Source organism: Cohnella mopanensis, assembly GCF_022352055.1.
In the GTDB taxonomy this organism is placed as follows: Bacteria; Bacillota; Bacilli; order Paenibacillales; family Paenibacillaceae; genus Cohnella; species Cohnella mopanensis.
On the sequence record NZ_JAKRWM010000013.1, the window covers coordinates 1 to 23,657 of the forward strand.

23 protein-coding genes are annotated in these 23,657 nt (G+C 49.6%); 20 read left to right on the forward strand and 3 right to left on the reverse strand.

Annotated features, from left to right (window positions below):
• Positions 1 to 42 precede the first annotated feature (42 nt).
• Positions 43 to 1,203 (reverse strand): ROK family protein, encoded by a 1,161-nt coding sequence (locus L3D05_RS18545; protein WP_239617811.1) that lies wholly within the window; start codon positions 1,201 to 1,203, stop codon positions 43 to 45.
• A gap of 178 nt (positions 1,204 to 1,381) precedes the next feature.
• Between L3D05_RS18545 and xylA the strand changes: the two genes are divergently transcribed.
• Both xylA and xylB read left to right on the forward strand, forming a co-directional pair.
• Entirely contained in the window at positions 1,382 to 2,698 is a 1,317-nt protein-coding gene (gene xylA / locus L3D05_RS18550) for a xylose isomerase (RefSeq protein WP_239617812.1), read from the forward strand.
• A gap of 96 nt (positions 2,699 to 2,794) precedes the next feature.
• Entirely contained in the window at positions 2,795 to 4,291 is a 1,497-nt protein-coding gene (xylB, locus tag L3D05_RS18555) for a xylulokinase (RefSeq protein WP_239617813.1), read from the forward strand.
• A gap of 247 nt (positions 4,292 to 4,538) precedes the next feature.
• Here xylB and L3D05_RS18560 read toward each other — a convergent pair whose 3' ends face one another.
• Positions 4,539 to 4,787 (reverse strand): hypothetical protein, encoded by a 249-nt coding sequence (locus tag L3D05_RS18560; RefSeq protein WP_239617814.1) that lies wholly within the window; start codon positions 4,785 to 4,787, stop codon positions 4,539 to 4,541.
• A 185-nt stretch (positions 4,788 to 4,972) separates the two neighbouring features.
• Between L3D05_RS18560 and L3D05_RS18565 the strand changes: the two genes are divergently transcribed.
• The 8 genes from L3D05_RS18565 (at position 4,973) to L3D05_RS18600 (ending at position 14,275) form a co-directional block, all read left to right on the forward strand.
• Entirely contained in the window at positions 4,973 to 5,740 is a 768-nt protein-coding gene (locus L3D05_RS18565) for an ABC transporter ATP-binding protein (protein WP_239617815.1), read from the forward strand.
• Positions 5,740 to 7,029: an ABC transporter permease gene (locus tag L3D05_RS18570; RefSeq protein ID WP_239617816.1), complete on the forward strand. Its 1,290-nt coding sequence runs from the start codon at positions 5,740 to 5,742 to the stop codon at positions 7,027 to 7,029. The genes L3D05_RS18565 and L3D05_RS18570 overlap by 1 nt, the downstream gene beginning before the upstream one ends.
• Positions 7,030 to 7,103: 74 nt before the next feature.
• Entirely contained in the window at positions 7,104 to 7,478 is a 375-nt protein-coding gene (locus tag L3D05_RS18575; protein WP_239617817.1) for a hypothetical protein, read from the forward strand.
• A gap of 169 nt (positions 7,479 to 7,647) precedes the next feature.
• Positions 7,648 to 8,667 carry a LacI family DNA-binding transcriptional regulator gene (locus L3D05_RS18580; RefSeq protein WP_239617818.1) on the forward strand — a complete coding sequence of 340 codons (1,020 nt, stop codon included), beginning with the start codon at positions 7,648 to 7,650 and terminating at the stop codon, positions 8,665 to 8,667.
• Positions 8,668 to 8,800: 133 nt separating this feature from the next.
• Entirely contained in the window at positions 8,801 to 10,903 is a 2,103-nt protein-coding gene (locus L3D05_RS18585) for an amylo-alpha-1,6-glucosidase (protein WP_239617819.1), read from the forward strand.
• Between the two features lie 157 nt (positions 10,904 to 11,060).
• Positions 11,061 to 12,374, forward strand: coding sequence for an ABC transporter substrate-binding protein (locus L3D05_RS18590; protein WP_239617820.1), 1,314 nt, complete (start codon positions 11,061 to 11,063; stop codon positions 12,372 to 12,374).
• A gap of 166 nt (positions 12,375 to 12,540) precedes the next feature.
• On the forward strand, positions 12,541 to 13,437 hold the full coding sequence (locus L3D05_RS18595; RefSeq protein ID WP_239617821.1) for a carbohydrate ABC transporter permease: 897 nt from the start codon (positions 12,541 to 12,543) through the stop codon (positions 13,435 to 13,437).
• 13 nt (positions 13,438 to 13,450) lie between these two features.
• Positions 13,451 to 14,275: a carbohydrate ABC transporter permease gene (locus L3D05_RS18600; protein WP_239617822.1), complete on the forward strand. Its 825-nt coding sequence runs from the start codon at positions 13,451 to 13,453 to the stop codon at positions 14,273 to 14,275.
• A 58-nt stretch (positions 14,276 to 14,333) separates the two neighbouring features.
• Here the strand turns inward: L3D05_RS18600 and L3D05_RS18605 are convergent, their stop codons facing one another.
• Positions 14,334 to 15,590, reverse strand: a complete 1,257-nt coding sequence (locus L3D05_RS18605; RefSeq protein WP_239617823.1) for a BaiN/RdsA family NAD(P)/FAD-dependent oxidoreductase — start codon at positions 15,588 to 15,590, stop codon at positions 14,334 to 14,336.
• A gap of 197 nt (positions 15,591 to 15,787) precedes the next feature.
• Here L3D05_RS18605 and L3D05_RS18610 point away from each other — a divergent pair, with 197 nt between their 5' ends.
• The 10 genes from L3D05_RS18610 to L3D05_RS18650 all read left to right on the forward strand — a co-directional run bounded on the left by L3D05_RS18610 (position 15,788) and on the right by L3D05_RS18650 (position 23,571).
• Positions 15,788 to 16,357, forward strand: a complete 570-nt coding sequence (locus L3D05_RS18610; RefSeq protein ID WP_239617824.1) for a hypothetical protein — start codon at positions 15,788 to 15,790, stop codon at positions 16,355 to 16,357.
• 168 nt (positions 16,358 to 16,525) lie between these two features.
• Complete coding sequence (locus tag L3D05_RS18615; RefSeq protein WP_239617825.1) at positions 16,526 to 18,181, forward strand: two-component system sensor histidine kinase NtrB; 1,656 nt, start codon at positions 16,526 to 16,528, stop codon at positions 18,179 to 18,181.
• A gap of 79 nt (positions 18,182 to 18,260) precedes the next feature.
• On the forward strand, positions 18,261 to 18,386 hold the full coding sequence (locus L3D05_RS26495; RefSeq protein ID WP_255807615.1) for a hypothetical protein: 126 nt from the start codon (positions 18,261 to 18,263) through the stop codon (positions 18,384 to 18,386).
• Between the two features lie 41 nt (positions 18,387 to 18,427).
• A complete protein-coding gene (locus L3D05_RS18620) occupies positions 18,428 to 18,817 on the forward strand; it encodes a DUF3905 domain-containing protein (protein ID WP_239617826.1) in 390 nt (129 codons plus the stop codon).
• 167 nt (positions 18,818 to 18,984) lie between these two features.
• Positions 18,985 to 19,419, forward strand: a complete 435-nt coding sequence (locus L3D05_RS18625) for a BrxA/BrxB family bacilliredoxin (protein WP_239617827.1) — start codon at positions 18,985 to 18,987, stop codon at positions 19,417 to 19,419.
• A 76-nt stretch (positions 19,420 to 19,495) separates the two neighbouring features.
• Complete coding sequence (gene nadE / locus L3D05_RS18630; protein WP_239617828.1) at positions 19,496 to 20,305, forward strand: NAD(+) synthase; 810 nt, start codon at positions 19,496 to 19,498, stop codon at positions 20,303 to 20,305.
• Between the two features lie 9 nt (positions 20,306 to 20,314).
• Positions 20,315 to 20,704: a holo-ACP synthase gene (acpS, locus tag L3D05_RS18635; protein ID WP_239617829.1), complete on the forward strand. Its 390-nt coding sequence runs from the start codon at positions 20,315 to 20,317 to the stop codon at positions 20,702 to 20,704.
• Positions 20,705 to 20,855: 151 nt separating this feature from the next.
• Positions 20,856 to 21,707 (forward strand): helix-turn-helix transcriptional regulator, encoded by an 852-nt coding sequence (locus tag L3D05_RS18640; protein ID WP_239617830.1) that lies wholly within the window; start codon positions 20,856 to 20,858, stop codon positions 21,705 to 21,707.
• Between the two features lie 26 nt (positions 21,708 to 21,733).
• Complete coding sequence (gene mutY / locus L3D05_RS18645; protein ID WP_239617831.1) at positions 21,734 to 22,855, forward strand: A/G-specific adenine glycosylase; 1,122 nt, start codon at positions 21,734 to 21,736, stop codon at positions 22,853 to 22,855.
• A gap of 287 nt (positions 22,856 to 23,142) precedes the next feature.
• Positions 23,143 to 23,571 (forward strand): hypothetical protein, encoded by a 429-nt coding sequence (locus L3D05_RS18650; RefSeq protein ID WP_239617832.1) that lies wholly within the window; start codon positions 23,143 to 23,145, stop codon positions 23,569 to 23,571.
• Positions 23,572 to 23,657: the final 86 nt, after the last annotated feature.

Sequence of the window (23,657 nt, forward strand, 5' to 3'; positions counted from 1 at the left end):
CCGAGGAGAGAGCCCACCATAGTCACAAAAAAAGCGACTTAGCTAAGTCGCTTTCACTCTTGCGAAGAAACCGGCGATGGCCATTTCGGCGGCTCCCATCATGGACGAGCGTTCGCCAAGCTCGGCGAACAAGAGCTGCACCTTACGCAGGTGGAAACCAAGCGCGCGCTGGACGACCGTCTGGCGGAGCGCGTTTTCCAGCCATGGGCGCGCTTGGCTCATACGGTTGCCGATGACTACGGCGTCGGGATTGAATACGTTGACGATGTTGGCGATGCCGACCCCCAAATATTCTCCGATGTTCGAGAATAATTCCAACACGTCTTGACGGCCCGAGGAAGCCGCAACCAGCAATGATTCCAAATCCTCGAAACCGAGCGGAGCGGCTTGCTCCAACAGCGCTTGCTCGGAAGCGTACATTTCCCAGCACCCGCGATTGCCGCAGGTGCAGCTTTTGCCATGCGCTTCAACGGATAAATGCCCCATCTCCCCGGAAAAGCCGGATGCGCCTTTATAGAGGGACTTATGCAAGATAAGTCCCGTACCGATCCCGATGCCTACACTGACGTAAATCAAATTATTGATGCTGCGGCCAACGCCGTACTTCTGTTCCCCAAGCGCGCCCATGTTGGCTTCGTTGTCTATCGTAATCGGGAGCGAGAACTTTTCGGTTAACAGGCGTTGAAGCGGAATATCCCGCCACTGTAAGTTGGGCGCGAACAGAATCGTCCCGTTATCATCGACAAGGCCAGGTACTCCGACTCCAATGCCGACAATGCCGTACGGACTGGAAGGCGCTTCTGTCATCAAATGCTCAATACAGCCGCAAAGCTGGTCAACGGCTGCGTTGGGTTCCGTAAGGCGCAGAGCGGAAGTTCGTTCCGCAACGACGTTACCCCGCAAATCCGTTAACACGCCACGAATGTAGTTGACTCCCAAGTCGATGCCCACCGCATAACCGGAAGAAGCGACGAACTCCAGCAACACGGGTTTTCGACCGCCGCTGGATTGGCCCGTTCCGATTTCTTGGACTAACGCCCCGTCGATCAAATCCTGCACGAGGCTGGATACGGTCGCTTTGTTCAGCCCCGATTGTTCGGAGATTTGGGCGCGGGAAAGCGGGGAGCCGCGCAAAATATATTCCAACACGATTGCCGTGTTGATTCTTTTAATTAAGGCTTGATCGCCTGTTTTTGTCGTCATATCCGGGCAAAGACTCCTTATGGGTAAGTTACGGTTCATTGCTCGCTAAACATATTTCCTATCATACCATATTAAGTTTTAATTAACTTAGTTTATTGGATAGACAAACTAAGTTCAGGCATGATATGCTGATGTCAGAAAATCAATTTGATATCGCTTACAGGGAGGCAACATTCTAATGAGCAAGTTTCCTAATGTTCCTAAGATTCAGTATGAAGGCCGCGCTTCGAAAAACCCTTTCGCTTTTAAGCATTACAATCCGCAAGAGATCGTATTCGGCAAAACGATGGAGGAGCACCTCCGTTTCGCGGTCGCGTACTGGCATACATTCAATGCAAACGGCGCAGATCCGTTCGGCGCAGGCACGGCTGTCCGCAGCTGGGACTCCTTGTCCCCGCTAGACAGAGCGAAAGCGCGCGTAGAAGCGAACTTCGAACTGCTTGAGAAATTAAATGTTCCTTTCTATGCTTTCCATGATGCGGATATCGCACCGGAAGGCGCAACGTTGACTGAGACGAACAAAAACCTCGACGTCATCGTGGCCATGCTTAAGGATTACCAGAAGTCTACGGGCAAGAAATTGCTCTGGAACACGGTGAACCTGTTCACGAATCCTCGTTACGTTCATGGCGCTAGCACGACGAATAACGCTGAAGTATTCGCTTACGCTGCGGCAACTTTGAAAAAAGGGCTGGAAGTCGGTAAAGAGCTTGGAGCGGAGAACTATGTATTCTGGGGCGGCCGTGAAGGTTACGAATCGTTGCTGAACACGGACCTCAAGCTTGAGCTAGACAACTTGGGACGTTTCCTGCATATGGCAGTTGATTACGCTAAAGAAATCGGCTTCGATGCGCAGTTCCTGATCGAGCCTAAACCGAAAGAGCCTTCCAAGCACCAATACGATTTCGATTCCGCTACGGCGATCGCGTTCTTGCAAAGCTACGGCTTGAAAGATCAGTTCAAGCTGAACATCGAAGCTAACCATGCTACTCTTGCCGGCCACACGTTCGAGCACGAGCTGCGTACGGCGCGCATTAACGGCATGCTCGGTTCTATCGACGCGAACCAAGGCGACATGCTGCTGGGCTGGGATACGGATGAGTTCCCGACGGATCTCGTTTCCACGACGCTCGCTATGTTCGAAATTCTTAAGAACGAAGGCGGAATCGGTCGCGGCGGCGTGAACTTCGACGCGAAAGTACGCCGTTCATCGTTCGAGGACGAGGATTTGTTCTTCGCTCATATCGCAGGTATGGACACTTATGCTCGCGGCTTGAAAGCAGCAGCTAAGCTCATCGAAGATCGCGTGCTTGACGATATCGTTGACAACCGCTACCGTAGCTTCAACGAAGGTATCGGCGCTGAGATCGTATCCGGCAGAGCGACATTGAAATCGCTTGAAGCATACGTGCTGCAAGCACAACCGATTCGCAACGAATCCGCTCGCTTGGAACAAATCAAAGCGACATTGAACGACGTCATCTTCAGCGTATAAGATAAACAGAGCATATTGGTGGCCTAAACGGCACGACCATTCCGCCCCCCGGAAGGAACCGGCGGGGCGGATTTTCATATGAGGAGATGAACCCCCATGAAATATGTCATTGGCGTAGATTTGGGTACGAGCGCGGTGAAGACGTTGCTGATCGGGCAAGACGGCAGCGTAAAAGCGGAAGCGACCAAAGAATATCCGCTGTATCACGCGAAATCCGGCTGGAGCGAGCAAGATCCGGAGGATTGGGTAACGGGAACGAACGGATCGCTTCAAGAGCTGATCTCGAACTCGGGTGTAAATCCGTCCGACATCGAAGGCATTAGCTTCTCCGGGCAAATGCATGGCCTAGTTCTAGTGGACGAGAATAATAAACCCGTTCGCAGAGCCATTCTATGGAATGATACGCGTACGACGGAACAGTGTCGGGAGATCGAACGGACACTCGCCGACAAACTCCTGACCATCACCCGCAACCCTGCTCTTGAGGGATTTACGTTACCTAAAATTCTATGGGTGAAGCAGAACGAACCGGACGTCTATGCGAAAGCAAGCCGGTTCCTCTTGCCTAAAGACTACTTGCGTTTACGCTTGACTGGCGCAATCCATATGGATCTTTCGGATGCCGCAGGAACGTTATTGCTCGACGTCGCGGGTAAGACATGGAGCAATGACGTACTTAACGCTTTTGAAATTCCGGAATCGTTCTGTCCTCCGCTAGTGGAAGCGGGCGCTTTCGTTGGAACGATTACGGCCGCGGCTTCCCAGGAGACCGGGCTAGCAACGACGACCAAGGTGTTCGCCGGCGGCGCTGACAATGCATGCGGAGCCATCGGGGCGGGCATTTTGTCGCCTGGACTTACGCTTTGCAGTATCGGAACGTCAGGTGTCATTCTTACTTATGAAGCGGATGCTTCCGCGGATTATGAAGGTAAAGTGCATTTCTTTAATCATGGTAAAGAAAATGCGTTCTACGCGATGGGAGTTACGCTTGCGGCGGGTTATTCGTTAAGCTGGTTCCGCAATACTTTCGCGAAAGGGGAGTCGTTCGATGCCATGCTTGAGGGAATCGGCGACATTCCGGCGGGATCCAACGGATTGTTGTTCACGCCTTACATCGTGGGTGAACGTACTCCGCACGCGGACGCCAAAATTCGCGGCAGCTTCATCGGGATAGACGGAAGCCATACCCGCGCTCATTTCGCTAAAGCGGTCATGGAAGGGATTACGTTCTCCCTGAATGAATCCATCGATCTTTTCCGCGCGGCGGGCAAAACCGTAGACACGATCGTATCCATTGGCGGCGGCGCCAAAAATCCGCTTTGGCTGCAGATGCAGGCCGATATTTTCCGGGCGAACGTCGTAGCGCTTGAGAACGAGCAAGGGCCGGGTCTCGGTGCGGCAATGTTAGCTGCGGTCGGCAGTGGTTGGTTCCCGACCTTGGATGCTTGCGGGGAAGTATTCGTGAAGCATGCGCAAATCTATCACCCGAATGAAGAGGTTAGCAAGCAGTACGAGCAGTTATTCCGTGTTTACCAACAGGTATATAGTCAAACAATGGGGATAAACCATTCTTTGCATTCTTTTCGAAATTAGTAATTTGGGATAAAATGAAAAGAAGATAAGGGTGCCTCCCTTTTCTTAGAGCCTCCGCATTTCCCGGCCGGTAACCGGGAGGAGGCTTTTTTATTTTTAAATGCGTTACCGCGCCATAAGGAAATAAAAGACAGGAAACCCTACTGTTGATTTTGAACTAAAAGAAAAACCGCCCCATTCATTAGGCGGTCATGCCGATTTTTCGTATTCATTTAGCTAATAACGAATATCTATCGAGTACCTCGGCTCAAGCGGCCGGCTCGGATGCTTTCCGTTTATCGAGATTGATGTCAACGATAGATTCGTCATCCGCGATTTTATAATATTTCTCGTAGATATGAACCGGGGCTATCAGACATAAACCCACGGACACAAGGCAGAAGGCGAAGAAACCGTAAGAACCTATCATGTCTGCAATCAGTTGGCCGCCTTCCGAGGCCAGTTTTGGAACACTTTCACCGACAGGGGGCAAGTTGGACATAAATTCCATATTCATTGATTATTCCTCCATCAACAGTTAATGATGATGATTCTGATTTCAATATTAATGCGCTAACTATCAGATTAATGTGACCGATATCACAAACTATGAAATTATCGACTATACCGGGTGTGCCGGTTGGAACTTCCCAATCCGCCTTTTCGTATTTAGAAGAGAGCGGAAAATAGGGGGATAAGAAATTGGAAAATGGGGATGTACCATTATTTCGAGCGGACATAGAGGAAGCCGGTTATGAACCGGGGCACCCGATCGTTCAGGACGTTACCTTGACTGTACATTCAGGCGAACGAGTCGGATTGTTAGGGCCCAATGGAGCGGGGAAGAGCACTCTCATGAAGGGAATGCTCGGTCAGTTGCCCCACTGGAAAGGGAAAATCGCTTGGCACGACGAGGTAGAAAAGAGTTCGAAAGGATCCCTGATGTCTTCGCGGATCGCATACATACCGGAGCATCCCATCTTGTACGAACGGATGACATTATGGGAGCATCTTGTTTTGGCTGCGGCAGCGGGCGGCATTCCCGAAGAAGTGTTCCGCGAACGAGCGGAAAAGCTGTTACGCAGATTCAGGCTATTTGCTTCTAAACACGAGTACCCGTTCAAATTTTCTAAAGGAATGCAGCAGAAAACGATGCTCATCATTGGTTTCCTGCTGCAGCCGGAGCTTTACTTGGTCGACGAACCGTTCATCGGGCTTGATCCCGGCGCCGTCATGGAACTGCTCGATGCGTTGGAAGAAGAGAGAAGCCGCGGAGCCGCCGTGCTGTTAACGACGCATGTGCTTGATTCTGCCGAACGCTTATGCGATCGGTTCGTGCTTGTCCACAATGGAGGCGTAGCGGCATCCGGAACCTTAGAGGATATTAGGAATATTGCGAAATGCGGGGCGGAAGCGAGATTGTTCGATTGCTTCCACAAGCTTACCTATCTCGATGAGGAGCAGCCATGATGCCTAAGTCGATCACGGACGAGTTTCGTCCTAACCGCTATCAACCGATTCCAATGTTTCTTGAGCGGGTGTTGGCCAATTGGAAAGCCAGCTGGAAAATTTGGCGAATGGTCATGGATTGGGCAACATGGCTATACATTCTGCTTCCCGGACTGTTTATCTTCGGCGGGATGTATCGGGATCTGTTGCGCGACCCTCCCGAAGGTCTGGATAGAAGCTTTCTCGTACTGATCTATATTTCCCTAGGACTGCTGCAGCTCATCGGAAAGTACAGAACTTTCGCGGAACCCGGTGACGGATTGTTTCTTCATCGTCATGCAAGGTGGAATAAAGGCAAGATTTTAAGCGGATTTGTGTACGGATTTTTGATGCGACTGTCGGTTTCCGCCTTGCTCGTCGCAATTGCCGCACCGCTCCTGTTGCAAATATTCAAGCTTACAAGCGGTTACTTGGTAATCCTGATTTTATATTGTTCTATATCCGGTTACGCGTGGATCTTGCTTAAAGATCGTTTGTCGCAATTGCGGCAGGGCTGGGGAAGATCATTAGTTCTGATCTGCAGTTACATCGTATTTATTATCGTTTTTGTCCTGCTTGCGGAATACGGGCAAGAAAGCACCGCCGTTCTTGGTTCGGCAATTATACCCATGGCAGCCGTTGCTGCTTGGCTAATGTGGCTACGCCACCGAATGCAAGGAACATTCCTGCACGAAATAGCCACGGAGAATGCTCTCTATGCCGCTAAGGTGAAGTGGATTCTGAAGGAAGCAATGGACAAGAAGCCTACTCCGATGCTGCGAAGACCGATGCTCTTCCCACGATCCCAGCCGCTTCTGAAGCACAGGGACGACACGAGCAGGCTGCTCGACAGTTGGTTTAAATCGGCATTGAGGCGCGTGGATCTATACTATCCCATGCTCTATTTCGCCAGCATAGGTATAGCAGCGGTAAGCTTACCCCCGCTATTGCTCGCGGTCTTGGTTTGGCTTGCTTTGCCGATGTTAGTCATGTTGATGCTACAAAGGCAATGGTCTAAATGGTTAACCGAGCCGTACATCGCCTTGTTCAATTGGCGAATCGAGATGCTTGAGCAAGCCGCGAACAAAGTAAGGGTCTGGGGTGCCTTACCTACGATGATCTTATGGGCTATCGTGATAGGCGTAAAGATCGGATTAGCTTATGGAGGAGCGAGTTGGTTTGCTGTCGCGGCCGCGCCGATCGCGGGATATTTCTGGCTTCAATTCGTGAATGAAATCTTTGCTTCTATTAAGGTTTTCCGCCAAGATTAGGAATAAATCATAGGCCATATCGGCAAACTATGCGGGATTGGATGCGTTGATCGTACTTGGAGAGGATGAGTTCGATGAAACATGCCGCCTTGATGTTCCAGTTCCCGGATGAGAATCAGGCTAGATTGGCTGGAGAGACGCTAATGGAATTGGGGTATGAACCGCAACTTCATGAGGAAGGGCGGCTTCATATTCATGTGCAGGATGAGGATCTAACTTCCGCGCTCGAGATCGTGCAATGTTATGCGGGGCAGTTGATGGAGCATGCGCCGGCTGAAGTCGTCGACGTGACCGATCATGCCTATGGCATGGAATCGATTCCGATCCCGGCGCATACCGTCAATGAGGATTGGGAAGAAGGTTATCAGTTGGCAAGCTCTGGAACCGATGAGCAAGAGAAACGCTTCTCTACCGATGACGGTTCATACGACCATTTCAAAGCGACCTAAATTATTTTGCGGGATATGATTTTAACGAAGCCCTTCTGCCGGAAGGGTTTTTTGCTTTTTCTGCATCTTGAAGATATCGAAGTTCGAAAAGTCACTTGAAAAAGCGCTTGCAATAGGAACTCTCTCTGTTTTATAATGAACCCGAAACGTTTTGGAAAGGTGTCTGCAGATGGCTACGATTAAAGATATTGCTAAAAAAGCGGGTGTATCCGTCACTACGGTTTCCAGAGCACTTAACGGTTACGACGATGTTAACGAGGATACTCGCAAGAAAATCAAACAGGTCGCGTTGGAGTTATCCTATAGTCCTAACGCCGTGGCCAGAAGTTTGGTATCCAAGAAAACGCGTACGATAGGCCTTATTATTTCCGATATCAACCGTGCCGGTGCTAAAGACGCGTTTGCATACGAAGTCCTCTGCGGAATTAACGACCGCGCGGGAGATTTAAACTACGATTTGTTATTATTCAGTACTAATCCGTCCAAGCAGATGGAGAAGTCGTATACGGCCCTTTGCAAAGAAAGGAACGTGGAAGGAGCAATCCTGTCGGGATTGCGTCTTGACGACCCTTATTTGCAGGAGGTCATAGAACAGAATTCGTTTCCTTGCGTACTGATCGATATTCCCAAAACCGGTGAGAACGTTGCCCACGTTACGTCCGACAGCCGCGTAGGTGCGGCGATGGCCGTCCGGCACCTGTTGGAGAACGGACATCGGCATATCGCGATGATCAACGGCCACAATCAGGCTTTCGTCAGCCGGGAGCGATTCGAAGGATACAAAGAAGCGCTAGAGCAATACGGAATATCGGCGAATGAAGAGCTTGCTTACGACGGGAAGTTTTCCGAGGACGGCGGAGCGGAAGCGATGTATCAAATCTTGATTCGCAATCCCGACGTGACGGCAGTATTTTGCGCCAGTGATTTGATGGCGCTAGGTGCTATGCGTACGCTTGAACGTATGGGGCGTAAAGTGCCGGATGACGTATCGATCATCGGATTCGATGATATTAGCATTTCTGCCTATTGTTCACCAAAGCTGACTACGATCAGACAGGATAAATACGAGCTTGGTTATCAGGCTGCCCAACTGTTGATCGATATGCTTGAGAACAGGACGGACAACCGCAAGCTGCTATTGAACAACCAATTGATCGTCCGAGAAAGCACGCAACGTCTTCAAGAGTAGCACCGCTTTTTTTCGTTAATTTCCGAAACGTTTCGGATTTTTATTTTGTTTGAATCCGAAACGTTTCGGAGGAAATGAAATCATAAAAAGATGTAGATAATAAACAAAACAGTCACAGGATGGGGAAAACGATATGAACTACAGAGTAATTAAAAATAACGACGTTTTTCTAATGACGGATCATCATGGCGACATCCAAGGGAACAGTGCCCAAGGCGGTCTGTACATGAAGGATACACGCTTTCTTAGCAAGTTGGAGATCACTCTGAACGGCAAGCGCCCGTTGCTCCTTTCTTCCGCAGCCGACGAGAACTTCCTTGCGCGCATTCGACTCACGAATGAGCATGAAGAGACGGACGGAGAGGTCAAACTATGGAGAGAATCGGTCGAGCTGATCCGGGAACGCTTCATTTACGGCGAGGTATTGTACGAGACGCTCTCCATGACCAACTATTCCACTAAAGCTCTGAATTTCGACATAGGTGTTTCTTTTGACGCGGACTTCAGCGACATGTTCCTCGTTCGGGGATTTCAACCCGCCGAAGAGCTTGGAAAAGTGACGGAACGGAACGTGAATAAGAAAGAATGGTATGCCGCATATGAAGGCGTTGACGGGATTCGCAGGGAAACGCGCATCGTGTGGGATACGGAAGCGGACTCCATGAGCGAACAAGGGGATGCGAGCTTCGCAGTAAGCTTGCAGCCTACGGAAGTGAAGAAGATTACTTTCACCGTTATTCCGTCTGTCGAAGGGAAACATCCGGTCATCATCCCGCGCGAAGAAGCGATTGCCGAATTGCAGCGCACTTATGAAGGTTGGAGCAAGAACGCTACGAAAGTGAATAGCGACTCGAAGGTATTGAACGGTTTATTCGATCGCGGGGTTCAGGATTTACGGGTGTTGCTTACGGATTTCGGTTACGGACTGTTCCCGGTGGCGGGACTTCCTTGGTATGCGGTTCCGTTCGGTAGGGATAGCCTCATAGCCGCATTCCAGATGCTTCCGCTTAACCCGGAAGTCGCTCGCGACACTCTCAAGATGATGGCCGATTACCAAGGGACGGACGTCAATCCTTGGAAAGACGAGCAGCCGGGCAAAATCATGCACGAGTTGCGCAACGGGGAATTAGCCCGTTCCGGACAGGTGCCTTTCGCCCCTTATTATGGAAGCATCGATTCCACGCCTTTGTTTATTTTATTGGCGGCGGAATACGCTCACTGGACGGGAGACACGGATACGATCGCCAAGCTCCTGCCTAATATTGAGAAAGCTTTGGAATGGATCAGCGGACACGGCGACCGCGACAAAGATGGCTGGGTCGAATACTACCAGGAATCCTCCAAAGGAATCGCCAACCAAGGGTGGAAAGATTCCGCTGATTCAGTCGTGCATAAGAGCGGAGAATTCGCTGTTGCTCCTATAGCTTTGGTTGAAGTACAAGGTTACGTGTATCAAGCGAAGCTTCGCCTTGCTCCGATTCTCGAAAGACTGGGCCACAATGAATTGGCTCAGCAACTGAGAGATGAAGCCGAACGCCTTAAGCAAGCTTTCGACGGCGCCTTCTGGATGTCGGATGAGAAGTTCTACGCTATTGCGCTAGATGCCAACAAGGATCAAGTTCAATCCGTCACTTCCAATCCAGGTCACTTGCTCATGAGCCACCTCGTCCCAGAGGACAAAGCGCGGCTTGTGGCGCAAAGACTCGTGGCGGAAGATATGTTCGGAGGATACGGCATTCGCACGATGTCCAGCGGTTCAACCGGTTATAACCCGATGAGTTATCACGATGGAAGCGTCTGGCCGCACGATAACTCCATGACGTTGATCGGGATGAGCCGGTTAGGATTCAAGGAAGAAGCGGCAACCGTCGTTTCCGGAATGTTGAAAGCAGCCGAACACTTCGAGTACAACCGTTTGCCGGAGCTTTACTGCGGGTATGACGAATCCGTAGGTTACCCGGTTTCCTACCCGGTTGCGTGTTCCCCGCAAGCATGGGCTGCCGGAACATCCGTCGTATTAATTCAGTCGATGCTCGGGTTACAGCCTGACGCGTTAACCAAGTCCATTCGGTTGGATCCGTTCCTGCCGGAAGGAATCAATCGCTTGACGGTAACGGATCTTCCTGTAGCCGATGGCCGAATTTCGGTCGAACTAAGACGCGACCAAGATTCCGAGCCGCTTCGGGTAGAGATACTCGACAATAGCAGCGGGTGCTCCATCGAGATCATCGAATAGCCTGCGGCTGAAGCAAATTCCGAATTGAGCGGGATAAGAAATCGCCGACTTACTGACCCAATAGCCGGAAGGTACCGCCGGTCCAATCACTGTCAGCATGAGCGATTTCTTACAACCGTTTAATTATAGAAACAAATAAAAGGGAGGAAGGATTTAAATGAAACAAAGATTATCTACAATGTTAGTCCTGATGTTGGCTCTCGTAATGGTTGTGTCCGCTTGCGGAAACAATTCCAAGAACGGTGAGAGCGCTTCCCCGTCCTCATCTGCATCCAATGGCGCATCGCAATCACCGGCTAAAGAACCGGTTGAAGTTACGTTAGCGGGCTGGGGGTCTTCTCCTGAAGAGCAAGCGTTGTTGCAACAGGTGCTGGACGAGTTCCAAGCGAAAAACCCTGACGTCAAAGTTAAATACGAAGTTATCGCCGACCAATATATGGATGTTATCAAAACCCGTCTAATCGGGAACGAAGCACCCGATCTCTTTTATTTGGACGCATTCGAAGCTCCTGCATTGATCGAGAAAGACGTATTGGAACCGTTGGACGGTTACGTAACACCGGAGTTCGACATTGATGATTTCGAAGCTCCTACTATTAACGCCTTCAAATCCGGCGATGGCAAATTGTACGGATTGCCGAAAGATACATCCACGCTGGCTTTGTTCTATAACAAAAAAATGTTCGCCGACGCTGGCATCACGGCGCCTCCGACAACTTGGGACGAACTCATGTCCGTATCCGAGAAGTTGACCAAAAAGAACGGCAAAAAAGTCGAAGTATACGGTTTGGGTCAAGCACCTGAGCTGGCGCGTCAAATGTTCATGATCAAAGCGTTCGGCGGTCAACTTTCCGACGAGCAAGGCATGGCGACATTCGCGACTCCGGAAGCGGAGAAAGGATTGTCTCTTGTCATTGATCAGCATACAAAGGCGAATACGGCAGGACAACCTTCCGATGTTGGCGCAGGTTGGGGCGGAGAAATGTTCGGCCAACAAAAAGCGGCAATGGTTATCGAAGGCAACTGGGCGATCCCTTACATCCAAACCAATTTCAAAGACGTAGACTTTGGAACAGCTGAAGTTCCTACGGTTAATGGAGAAAAAGGAACGATGGCTTTCACGGTCGCTTACGTTATGAATAAAAATTCCAAGAAGAAAGAAGCGGCTTGGAAGTTGCTCTCTTACTTGACTGGCAAAGAAGGCATGAAAACTTGGACGAGCAAAGGCTTTGCTCTACCGACGCGCAAATCCGTATCCGCAGAACTTGGATATGATAAAGATGCATTGCGCGGAGCTCTTGTAGCTGGTTCTTCCTACGCAACTCCTTGGCAAGCGGGTTCTACGCTTCCGACGATCATGAACAACTTCAATAATCAGTTCGTGGCGGCGTACACGGGAGGCTCTTCATTGACAGATGCATTGAAGAAAGGCCAAGAAACTGCCAATAAAGAAATCAAAGCAGCGCAATAATTCATGTGACTTAAGAAGCGAGGGACGTAAGGGCGCCAATGGCGTCCGCGTCCCAAGCTTGTCGCAGACGCGTTGGCGTGAAACGAGTGAAGCCGCAGGCGTACGCCACTCACGGCTTTAGTCATTTCACGCCCCAACACGGAAAGGCCGAAAGGAGAGCTTCAACATGGCCAGATTGAAAGGGAAAAACAAAATCAGGGATCTATTGTCGGGCTATTCGTTCATGGCTCCCACGATTATTATACTCGGCTGTTTTTTACTGCTGCCGATCGGTTATGCCATTTATTTATCGTTCCACAAGGTCAATCTTCTCGGAACGGTAAGCTACAAATTTACCGGAACGGCTAACTTCGAGAGAATGGTCGACGACCCGCGTCTATGGATCGCGCTAAGGAATACGGTCAAGTACGCGCTGATCGTCGTCCCCGCACAGACGATTCTGTCGCTCGTGCTGGCTTCGATCTTGAATATGAAGCTTCGCTACCGTAATTTTTTTAGGGTCGCCTTTTATTTGCCTACCGTTACGTCATCGGCCGTGCTCGTACTCATTTTCATGTGGATCTACAACAGCAACGGTCTGCTGAACTACATTCTCGAATCGTTTGGCCTTCCGACATACAACTGGCTTGGAGATCCTTCGGTCGCGCTTCTGGGCATCATGATCATGAACATATGGTCGACGGCTCCGTTATTTATGGTTATCTATTTGGCCGCTTTGCAGGATATACCCGAGAACCTATACGAAGCGGCGGATATCGACGGGGCGAACGGGTGGCAGAAGTTCTGGCGCATTACCGTGCCGCAGCTCAAACCCGTTACTTTCTACGTTGTCGTCATGGGGATTATCGGAACGTTTCAATTATTCGACCAATCCTATATTTTCTCGGCTGGCTCCGGGGGACCGAACAATGCGACGCTTACCATGGTGTTGCTCATCTACCAGTACGCCTTCAAGAGCATGGATATGGGGTATGCTTCCGCGCTTGCCTTTTTGCTGGCGGTCGTCATTATGCTCATTACGCTTATCCAGCGGTTAATCTTCAAGGAAGAGCGGCTGAATTAGGAGGGGATAGGAAATGCGTTCGATCAATCGTTTCAGGCCGTTGTTCTATGTCCTGCTGAGCGTCTACGCGCTCGTCACTTTTATACCGTTTTTATGGGCGTTGTCCGCTTCGTTCAAGTCATTGCCGGAGATCGTTTCAGGAGGCATACACTTCATACCGAAGCATTTCACGCTAGACAATTATCAAACCATTTTCAAGCAGGAGCCCATGTTCTCCCGCTGGTTTATGAACAGTGCGTTCATAGCCATATCGGTTACGGTATTTAACCTGCTGTTTAATTCCATGGCAGGGTACGCGTTAGCCAGGATCCGTTTTCCGGGTAGCACGCTAATGTTCTACAGTATTCTGGCCATGATCATGATTCCAGGCCAGCTGACTATCATTCCGAGTTACCTCATTATCAAGGAGCTTGGTTGGCTGAACAGCTATCAAGCGATCATCGTTCCGATGGCGGCTCAAGCGACTTACATCTTCATGATGCGCCAGTTTTTCATCAGCTTCCCTAAAGAGCTTGAAGAAGCGGCGGAATTGGACGGTTTGGGCAGGTTCGGGCTTTTCTTCAAAGTTGTTCTGCCTTTGGCTAAGCCGGCTCTCGCGGCGCAAACGATTTTCATCTTCATGGGGGCATGGAACGAGTTCCTGAAGCCGCTCATGCTGATGTCCGATAAATCGATGTTTACGTTGTCTGTCGGATTGAATACGTTCAAGGGGCAGTATATCAGCTTCTGGAACTACATCATGGCAGCATCGATCATCATGACGATACCGGCGTTATTGATTTACATTTTCTTCAATCGCTTTTTCGTTCAAGGGATTACGTTCACAGGCACCAAATAAAAAATACGGAACGCATAGCAGCAGGTTTCCCGCTGATCTATGCGTTCCGTATTTCGTTTTACCGGTTAGCTGCATTCATGCCTGCGGAGTATCCCGTGGAGAAAGCAGCCGTTATATTATAGCCCCCCGTATACCCGTGAATATCGAGAATTTCTCCGCAAAAATACAATCCGCTCACAAGCTTGGACTCCATCGTACGCGGATCGATTTCTTTTAAATTAATCCCCCCGCCGGTTACGAAGGCATCTTCTATCGACAAGGTTCCGTATACTCTGATCGGGAAACGCTTGATCAGCTTGGCTAATTGCATCCAATCCTGTCTTGGAAGGTTGTCATAGGTAAGCGATTCGGCCAGTCCAGATTGTTGCAGCAATAACGGAATCATTTTCTCCGGTAAACAAGCTTTAAGAATGTTCTTGATGGATTTTCGCGGTTCAAGCTCCGTTAACCTCAACGTTCGGGAATACACCTCGTCCACGCTGTTGTCCGGCATCAAGTCCACGGACACTTCAATATTGCCTACCTGAAATTGTTTGAGCGCTTTGACGACGAATTGGCTGCAGCGTAACGCGATCGGTCCCGACACGCCGAAATGGGTGAAGATCATGTCGCCTTGGTGCTCGATGATTTTCTTTCCTTTCGGATTCCATACGGACAAGGAAACGTCTCTAAGGGACAGTCCTTGAAGCTCTTTGCTCGTAATGAAGGGCTCGTTGGACGTTAACGGAACTTCCGTCGGAAAAAGCTCGGTAATCGTATGCCCGGCTTTCTCCGCCCAAGGGTACCCATCTCCCGTCGAACCGGTTTGAGGCACGGATTTGCCGCCGGAGGCGACGATGACGGAGCGGCTGTCTAACACTTCGCCCGATCTGAGGCGTACGCCGGCCACGCGATTTTCCTCGTACATGATCGTGTCCACAGGCGAGTTGAGCTTGATCTCGACGCCTTGCTTGCGGATCTGTCCGACCAAGGTGTCTACGACGGTCTTAGCTCTGTCCGTGACGGGAAACATCCGTCCGTTATCTTCTTCCTTAAGCTTGATTCCGAGATTCTCGAAGAAAGCGATAATATCTTTGTTGTTGAAGTTGGAAAATGAGCTATATAAGAATCTCCCGTTACCGGGAATATGTTTGATCAACTCATCGTCTTCCTTGTTATTGGTCACATTACATCTGCCGCCGCCGGAAATTCCGAGCTTACGCCCCAGTTTCTCCCCTTTATCGAGCAGAAGAACTTTAGCGCCTTGTTTGCTTGCCGCGATGCTCGCCATTAATCCGGCAGAGCCTCCGCCTATTACGATTACGTCGTATTTCATGTTCTGACTCCCGACCGTTTGATATGTTTAGATTTTAACATTGGCTTGGGTGGAATTCAAAACGGGTCATTGCTAAGCGAGCTAGGGGAAGATATTATTTATAAATATTATGGAAAATATTCCAAATGCCGATATAGGCAATAGCTATTGATGAAAAGTATTGGTGGATTGAGCACAAACAACTAGGAGGAATAATCATGTGGATATTAAGACTGTGGTTAATAAAGAAATTCGTTAAACATTATACAGGCGTTATTTATAAAAGTTCAGTTCACAATAGTCAAGGAGAGTTGCTACTAAGGAGGGCTGCGATTACTCGTATTGGACCTCTAGTTGGTTTTCTACTTGCATTAATGGCATTAACTCTGGGGTATTTCGAAGATCCAAGCATGACTTCTGAGGATAGTCTACTACTCTTGCAGACGATGAGCGGATGCCTGGTGATACTCGGGCTTATGACTCTTGCTCTTAGCGTATCGAGAACGGTTGTAGACCAAGATGGCGTGAGCAGCTCCCGGTTGTTTATGAACAGGCGTCTATCTTTTGATGAAATGAATCAGGTCACATTTACAAGATTGTTCGGAGGCTGTATGGAATTATCGGGCCAAGGGAAGAAAATCCGAGTCCCTCTGGATACAAGCGGTTTTGCAGTGTTCTTCGAAAGATTGAAACAGCGGAATTCGCAGTTGGAACTAGGCGAGATCGAACTTGAGTTGGAGAAACGCTCTAAGTTGTTGGAGAGCTTAGGTTATCGGGTCCAGTCATAACAGGTCGATTATGGTCAGTCACCGCCGTGATTGACCTGTTTTATTTTTCTGCCTTTCAATTAAGCCTATTATTGTAACCAAAGATGAGATATGTTTTAATCAAGTAGATTATAAATGTGGAAAAAATTGAGCGTTTGATGCCGAATCGTCGTGCAGGAGGTTCGCAGGATGTTGAAAGACTCGCTGCTACAAGTCCTGATTGCTTTTTTACCTGTATGCTGCTTTATGGCCTGGTACTCAAAGCCAGAACAAACCCGCTATTCCAATATTTCTCTAGGTTTAGCATGCGTGGTCGCAATGGTATTGAACATGCGCTTCTCTATCATTAATGAACATGGCGTTAATCTGGATTTGCGGCATATCCCGTTTATTATCGGGTCCCTGTACGGCGGCTTGCCCGTTGCGGTTCTTCTTCTTATCGTCTATACCGCAGCCAAGCTAAGCGAGATGTCTACCCACTGGGCCTATATCATCTTCGCGATCTTCTTACTCACCTTTATTCCTCTTCTATACTCTCGCATCTCCGTGTTTCAGGGCAGCTCGCGTAGAGGTAAACTAAAGATTGCGGCATTCTTATGTTTACTTCTTAGCATCTTGCAAGGCAGCTCGTACTTCACTAGTTTATCGGATTTCGAAATCGCGGATCTTCCCGAACATCTGAGAGTCGTTCTCGTATTCGGTGCTTTGTTTATCTCGATTACATTGGTCTGCGTCCATTATACGGAGCTGTGCTATGACCGAATTCAATTACAATTACAGCTTCATGACGTTTCCAAAAAATATCGTAACGAGATGCGCAGGTTGCAGCAATTTATCGATAATACGCCTTTAATGGTCATCTTCTGCGACAATAATGGGGTTATTACCCGTATTAACGACGTAGCGCTTAAGTTTGTCGCTCCTCTAGGGCGTAACGATATTCTCTATCAGAAATTTTCTCTATTCATGGATAAGATGAATGTGCAATTCGAGAAGAGTCCAGTAGAGCGAGTCCTTCGAGGAGAAGACAAAATAACCGAGATTATAAGGTTACATGGGCGAACCTTCTACACGGTATCCTGTCCGATCAAAGATCTACCTTCGCAAGGAACGGACGGCGTACTCTTCATCGGGCATGACGTGACGGAGCTTCAGCGGCTGAAAGACGAGGTTGACCGGATGGAACGGCTTAGCCTCGTCGGTCAGATGGCCGCGAGCATAACGCACGAAATACGCAATCCGATGGCCGTCATTAGGGGGTTCGTGCAGTTGCTTAACGAACGGAGCCCCGAGGAGCAGAAATCTTATTTTCGGATCGTAATAGATGAACTGGATCGGGCGAATTCAATCATTAACGACTTCCTGTCCTTGGCCCAGAATCGGATCGTAGAGAAAGAGCCATCCAACTTGAACGACCTGCTTAACGATATTCTTCCTTTAATATGGGCGGATGCCAATTTACGTGGACAGATGATCGATTTGCGGCTCGGCGAGGAGATGGAGCAGCTACCGATGAATAGCAAGGAAATGAAACAACTCATTCTCAATCTGGCCCGCAACGGAATGGAAGCGATGAACGATAAGGGAGTTCTGAGGATTGAGACCTTAAATCTCCAAGAAAGCATCCAGCTCCGCATGGTCGATAGCGGGGTTGGAATTCCGCAAGAGCAACTAGAGCGGTTGTTCGAACCCTTCTATACGACCAAGACGAATGGGACCGGCTTAGGGCTTGCTCTATGTTTCAGCATCGTAGAGCGGCATAACGGCAAGATTCACGTCGAATCCACGATCGGGCAAGGGACAACCTTCATCGTTACTTTCAGCAAGCTGGGCAAAGTTTCTTGACTAAATGATCGGGATACGGATAAGCGGCTTTAATTCGGTTACACTACGGGGGACTCATCCAGACAAGGAGGATGCTTCCATGCCAAGTTCTCAAGGACCGTCGAAATCCGGACGGAATGCCGCTAATCGAGTTAGGAAGAACAGTTCGCCGTTGTCCCCGGGATATGACAAGAAACTAGACGGGCCCAACCGTCCGTCGACTTAAGCGTTATCTGCGCGGATAAGGATAATAACTCCTACGCGGGAATGAAGCCTGCGGGAGGGCATGACGATTCGGAGCTGGATCCGTTCGAAATCGAATTTCGGGCGGAGTACCGCGACAACCGGGGGCCGCGGGAGCCGTTCGTGAATGCCCATGGAGTCGTGATTGGCGATCACGATTATGAGTCAGGGAACTCGCCGCTTGAGCAATGGAGCAAGGAAACGGAACCTTCTATTATGGCGGGAGATCAGTGGGTACATCCCTATAAGGACATTGGGTTCCGCACGAGCGAGAATAGGGATCTCTTCGAACGGGGGATTGCCCCGGCTTCAGGTCTGTTCATGCATCCGACGCACGCGACTGCCCAATCGATTAACCCGGATGATGACGAGGAATTTTTGCCAGTGGTGCCCGAAGTGTTGGATGAGCCTTGATGACGCAATGCGACGGAGGGGATGTAACGCATGTCGCGTTACATCCCCGTTGTCATTCCGGAGCGGTTCGCTGTTTTTGACGGAGCTTGCGGCAACGCTGTATAATGAAGTATAGCGGATGAATTCAGCCGCAAATTTAATAGATCCGGAAAGCGAGGCGCCTTCTAATGTCGATGTCTTTCGAAAGATATATGATGAACTCGGTTCAACCGATGCGCGATGATTTGACTCGGCTCGGCATTCAAGAATTAAGATCACCTGAAGAGGTGGAGGCTAAGCTTCCTACGGCCTCCGGCACCACTTTGGTAGTCGTTAACTCCGTCTGCGGCTGCGCTGCGGGACAATGCCGTCCAGGCGTTGCTGAAGCCCTGCAACACGATGTTCTGCCGGACCATTTGTTTACGGTATTTGCCGGACAAGATAAGGAAGCAACGGCGAAAGCACGCGAATATTTCCTGCCTTATCCGCCATCCTCCCCATCTATTGCTCTACTGAAGGACGGAGAACTCGTTCATTTTATCGAACGGCACCAAATCGAGAATCGCAGTGCGGATGACATTGCTTCCGATCTGACGTCGGCCTTCGATCGTTATTGCCGGTAATTCACATCATCCCGGGGGCTTAAGCCGATACGGTTAAGTCAACGGGATATTTTTGTTGAAGCGGAGGAAAGTGGATATGACAGTACAGCAAGAGATCATTGCGAAGTTAGGCGTAAAGCCGACAATCGACGTGGATCAGGAAATCGAACGCCGAGTTCAGTTTCTGAAAGAATACGTTAAGCAAGCCGGTGCGACGGGTTTACTGATTGCGATTAGCGGTGGCGTGGATAGCGCCGTGGCTGTAGGACTGTGCAAACGCGCGACGGATGAGCTCTCGCAGGAGACGGGCAAAGAATACATGACGCTGGGCGTGTTCCAACCCTATGGGGAACAAGAGGACATCCACCATAGTTACGAGGTGGCGGAAGCGTTCCAATTGAAACATAAGGTCGAGACGAATATTGCCGAAGCGGTGGATGAAATCGCTCTTGAAACCGAGTACGCGTTCAAGGCGCTGGAAATCCATCGCCATATTAGCCGCGGAGGCAAAGGAAACGTGAAAGCGCGGACGCGTATGGTCGTCCAATATGCACTCGCATTCGATCTGAATCTGTTAGTTGTCGGAACGGATCACGCATCGGAGGCGCTAACGGGCTTCTTCACGAAGTGGGGCGACGGCGCCGTGGACATTACGCCTATGAGCTCCTTAAATAAGCGTCAAGTCCGGGAGTTAGCTAGACGGCTCGGAGTTCCGGCGAGCGTCGTGGATAAGCCGCCGACAGCGGGCTTGTGGCAAGGCCAGACGGACGAGGATGAGCTGGGCGTATCCTATGAAGATAACAGCTCGTATTTGGAAGGCAAGGAGATCGACCCTAAAGCCCGCGAGATCCTTGAGAGACATTACTTGCGTACTCAACATAAGAGACAGCTTATTCCTGGGATTTAACCAACTAGGATGATATTGGGGATCGGATTAGACGTAGTGGAACTGGCGCGCATGGACAAGATCCTGTCGGGACCCGGGAGTAGGAAATTTGCCGAGCGGGTGCTCACTGCCCGGGAAAGCGAGGAGTGGGCATCCTTGCAACCGCGACGCGCTTTGGAATTTATTAGCGGCAGGTTCGCGGCCAAAGAAGCCGTCGTGAAGGCGATCGGCTGCGGAATCGGCGCGACAGTCGGATTCAAGGATATCGAAGTGCTTCCAGACGAATGGGGGAAGCCTGTCTGTTCTTTATCCCATGCTTCGGTCGGTAGGCTAGGATGGACAGAAGAGGCATACAGGATACATATCGCAATCACGCATGAACGTTCGATAGCAGCGGCTACGGCATTAATCGAAAAGTAAGTCGAGCACAGTCCGGCGATCCTTGCAGCTGGACTGTTATTTATTGGGCATAATTATTCATATTGGAAATTTACGATTGCGTTGAACTGACGTATAATGGAATAAGTGTAAAAGGACGATGGTTTCTATATCCAGATAATGAGGCGCAGAGATGACTACGAATTATATAACTATCATGATGAAACATTTCGAGCACATGAATATAGAGGTTGCCGCCGCAGCGGAAACAGTGTTGGATGCTGCATCCTTTAAGGAGCGGGAAGATGCCTATGACTGTAATCGCTTTCTTTTTGTTAAGGAAGGCGAAGGCACACTGATCGTTCAAGAGCAGGAGATCCCGCTCTCTAAGGGGATATTATGTATTCTACTGTCGGGAATGTCGCATAGGATCATGCTGGAACCGCATCAGACGCTTACGCTTCAGTGGTGCCACTTTCGCAGCAGTTACGAGGATCGCGAGCTATACCGAGCTCTTCAGATTCCCCTTACTATTCAGTTGGACAACGAGATCGAACGGGAAACTTCGGCTTTATTCGAACGATTGTTCGAGCATTTAGGGCAGGATAAGCTAACCTCAAGACTTAAAATTAAAGCTACGATGCTTGAGTTGATTAGTATATATTTGGATAATACATCCATTATAGATGATGCCGCTCCGACGGAAGATCTTCAGAAAATCGATCTTGTGCTGAAATATATCGAAGACCATCTGGCAGATAACATTACGGTGGACGATCTTGCCAAGCAGGTTTACTTGCATCCGAATTACTTTATCGTATTTTTCAAAGGGATACTTGGGTACTCGCCGATCCAATACGTGAATTTGCGGCGAATGGAAATGGCCAAAGGTTTGCTTCTGCAGCCGGACTGCAACGTATCCGCGGTCGCGAGCAAAGTGGGGATGCAGATCTATTATTTCTCGAGGATGTTCAAGGCACACACGGGCTTGACGCCTAGCCGCTATCGTAAGCAAGCGACGACTATCGTTTCATCGGGAGTCTAGACATACAGGGGAGAGGAATTGCAGAAGTGAGTACGAGCGATCCTAAACGGTTTTTCGGTAAACAATTGTTAATCTGGTATCGGAAGGAGCGGCGGGACTTGCCTTGGAGAAGGAGCCGCGATCCTTATCACATATGGGTGTCGGAAATCATGCTTCAGCAAACGCGGGTAGATACGGTTATTCCGTACTTCAATCGGTTCGTAGATCGCTTTCCGACGATCGAGCAACTGGCGGAAGCTCCCGAAGAGGACGTGCTTAAGCATTGGGAAGGTTTAGGTTATTATTCGAGGGCGCGTAATCTGCAAGCGGCTGCTCGCGAAGTCGCGGAGCAGTATGGCGGACGGGTACCGAGCGGTAAGAAGGAGGTGTCCGGGCTAAAGGGAGTCGGACCTTATACGGCGGGGGCAATTCTTAGCATCGCGTATAATCAACCCGAGCCGGCCGTGGATGGCAATGTGATGCGCGTGCTGTCTCGTTACTTCTGCCTGGAGGACGACATTGCCCGTCCGTCCACTAGGATCGGCATGGAGGGATTGGCCCAAGAGCTTATTCCCGACGGAGAGGCTGCTGATTTCAATCAAGCGCTGATGGAGCTTGGCGCGCTCGTGTGCACGCCGAAATCGCCTTCCTGCGCGGAGTGCCCCGTCATGGAATTATGCGCTGCCCGACTTCTGGGGCGAGAGCGGGACTTGCCGGTCAAAACGAAAGCGAAGAAAGCGAAACCCGTATTTCGGTTCGCGGCTTTGGTGGAAGGGACCGGACCTAACGCAGGGAAAGTGTTGGTTAGGCAACGGCCGGAGACGGGCTTGCTCGCGCGGATGTGGGAGCTCCCCCATATCGAGGTGTCGGACGCGGGCGATTGGGAATCCTTGGCTACGGGGAAAATCAGGCTGGAGTCGGCTTTAGCCGAGGATGGCGTGAAGATAAGGGCCAAGGAGCAGATCATCGGGGAAGCTCAGCATATCTTTACTCATCTCGTATGGAATATTAGGGTGTTATCCGCCGTAGCCGAAGAGGAGTACGTCGCGGATCGTACCGCTTACGAGTGGGTAGGTCCCGAACAATTCGAAAATTACGTATGGCCTAACGTGTTTAGAAAATTGTTAACGGAATATTATATTCATGCCATGAATTCAAATAAGGAATAAGATCAGCCGCGAGGGTTTTCGGGATTGTGTTGCCGAGAAGCTCTCGCGGTTTTTTGATATGCAAATCCGGTCCTAACCATCTCCTGTCCTCGGATGTCCAAACACTTTGCTAACATCTTCCTTGCATTTTCCATTTCAGTTAGCGAAAAACATATCCATTAAATATTCACCAAGCACAAGATCTAATAATTCAGGCTTAAAGTTAGGGCATATGAGCTAATTAGGTTGGAGGGGAACGTCGGTATGGATTGGGATACATCCGGCACTGCGCGGTGAGGGGGGATAAAGTGAAGTTAATCCATTTTTACAGGCAACTCTTTGTTGAGGCTGCTCGTGCATATGAGCCCGTATGGGAGGAAGAGGCCGCATTGGGATACCGTTGGCACAAACGCAATTATCCATTATGGGAACAGTTTCAGATTAAGGATATGGACCCGGACTATCCCGTGCTGATCTATTCCTTAATTCTTCCGGAAGCCTATCTAAAGACGACAATCTATGAAGAGATTAAACGTTATCCGTCTAAATATGAATTATCGATCGTGATTTTGAACCGTCAAATCTTCCTGAACGCAACGATCCAGACGGACAAGCTTCAGGATTCCTTAATGGGATTCTTGAATCAGGCGCGCGGTGAGTTCATGAACATATTGGATTGCATTATACAGGTAACGGACGAAGCGGAGTTGCAAGCTGGCCTAACGCCGGGCGTATGACCATAAGGGACAGTCTAAATTTAAATAAAATTTCATTTGAATGCTTGACGTAACGCTCATTTCGAGAGAACCTAGAGAAGTAGCAG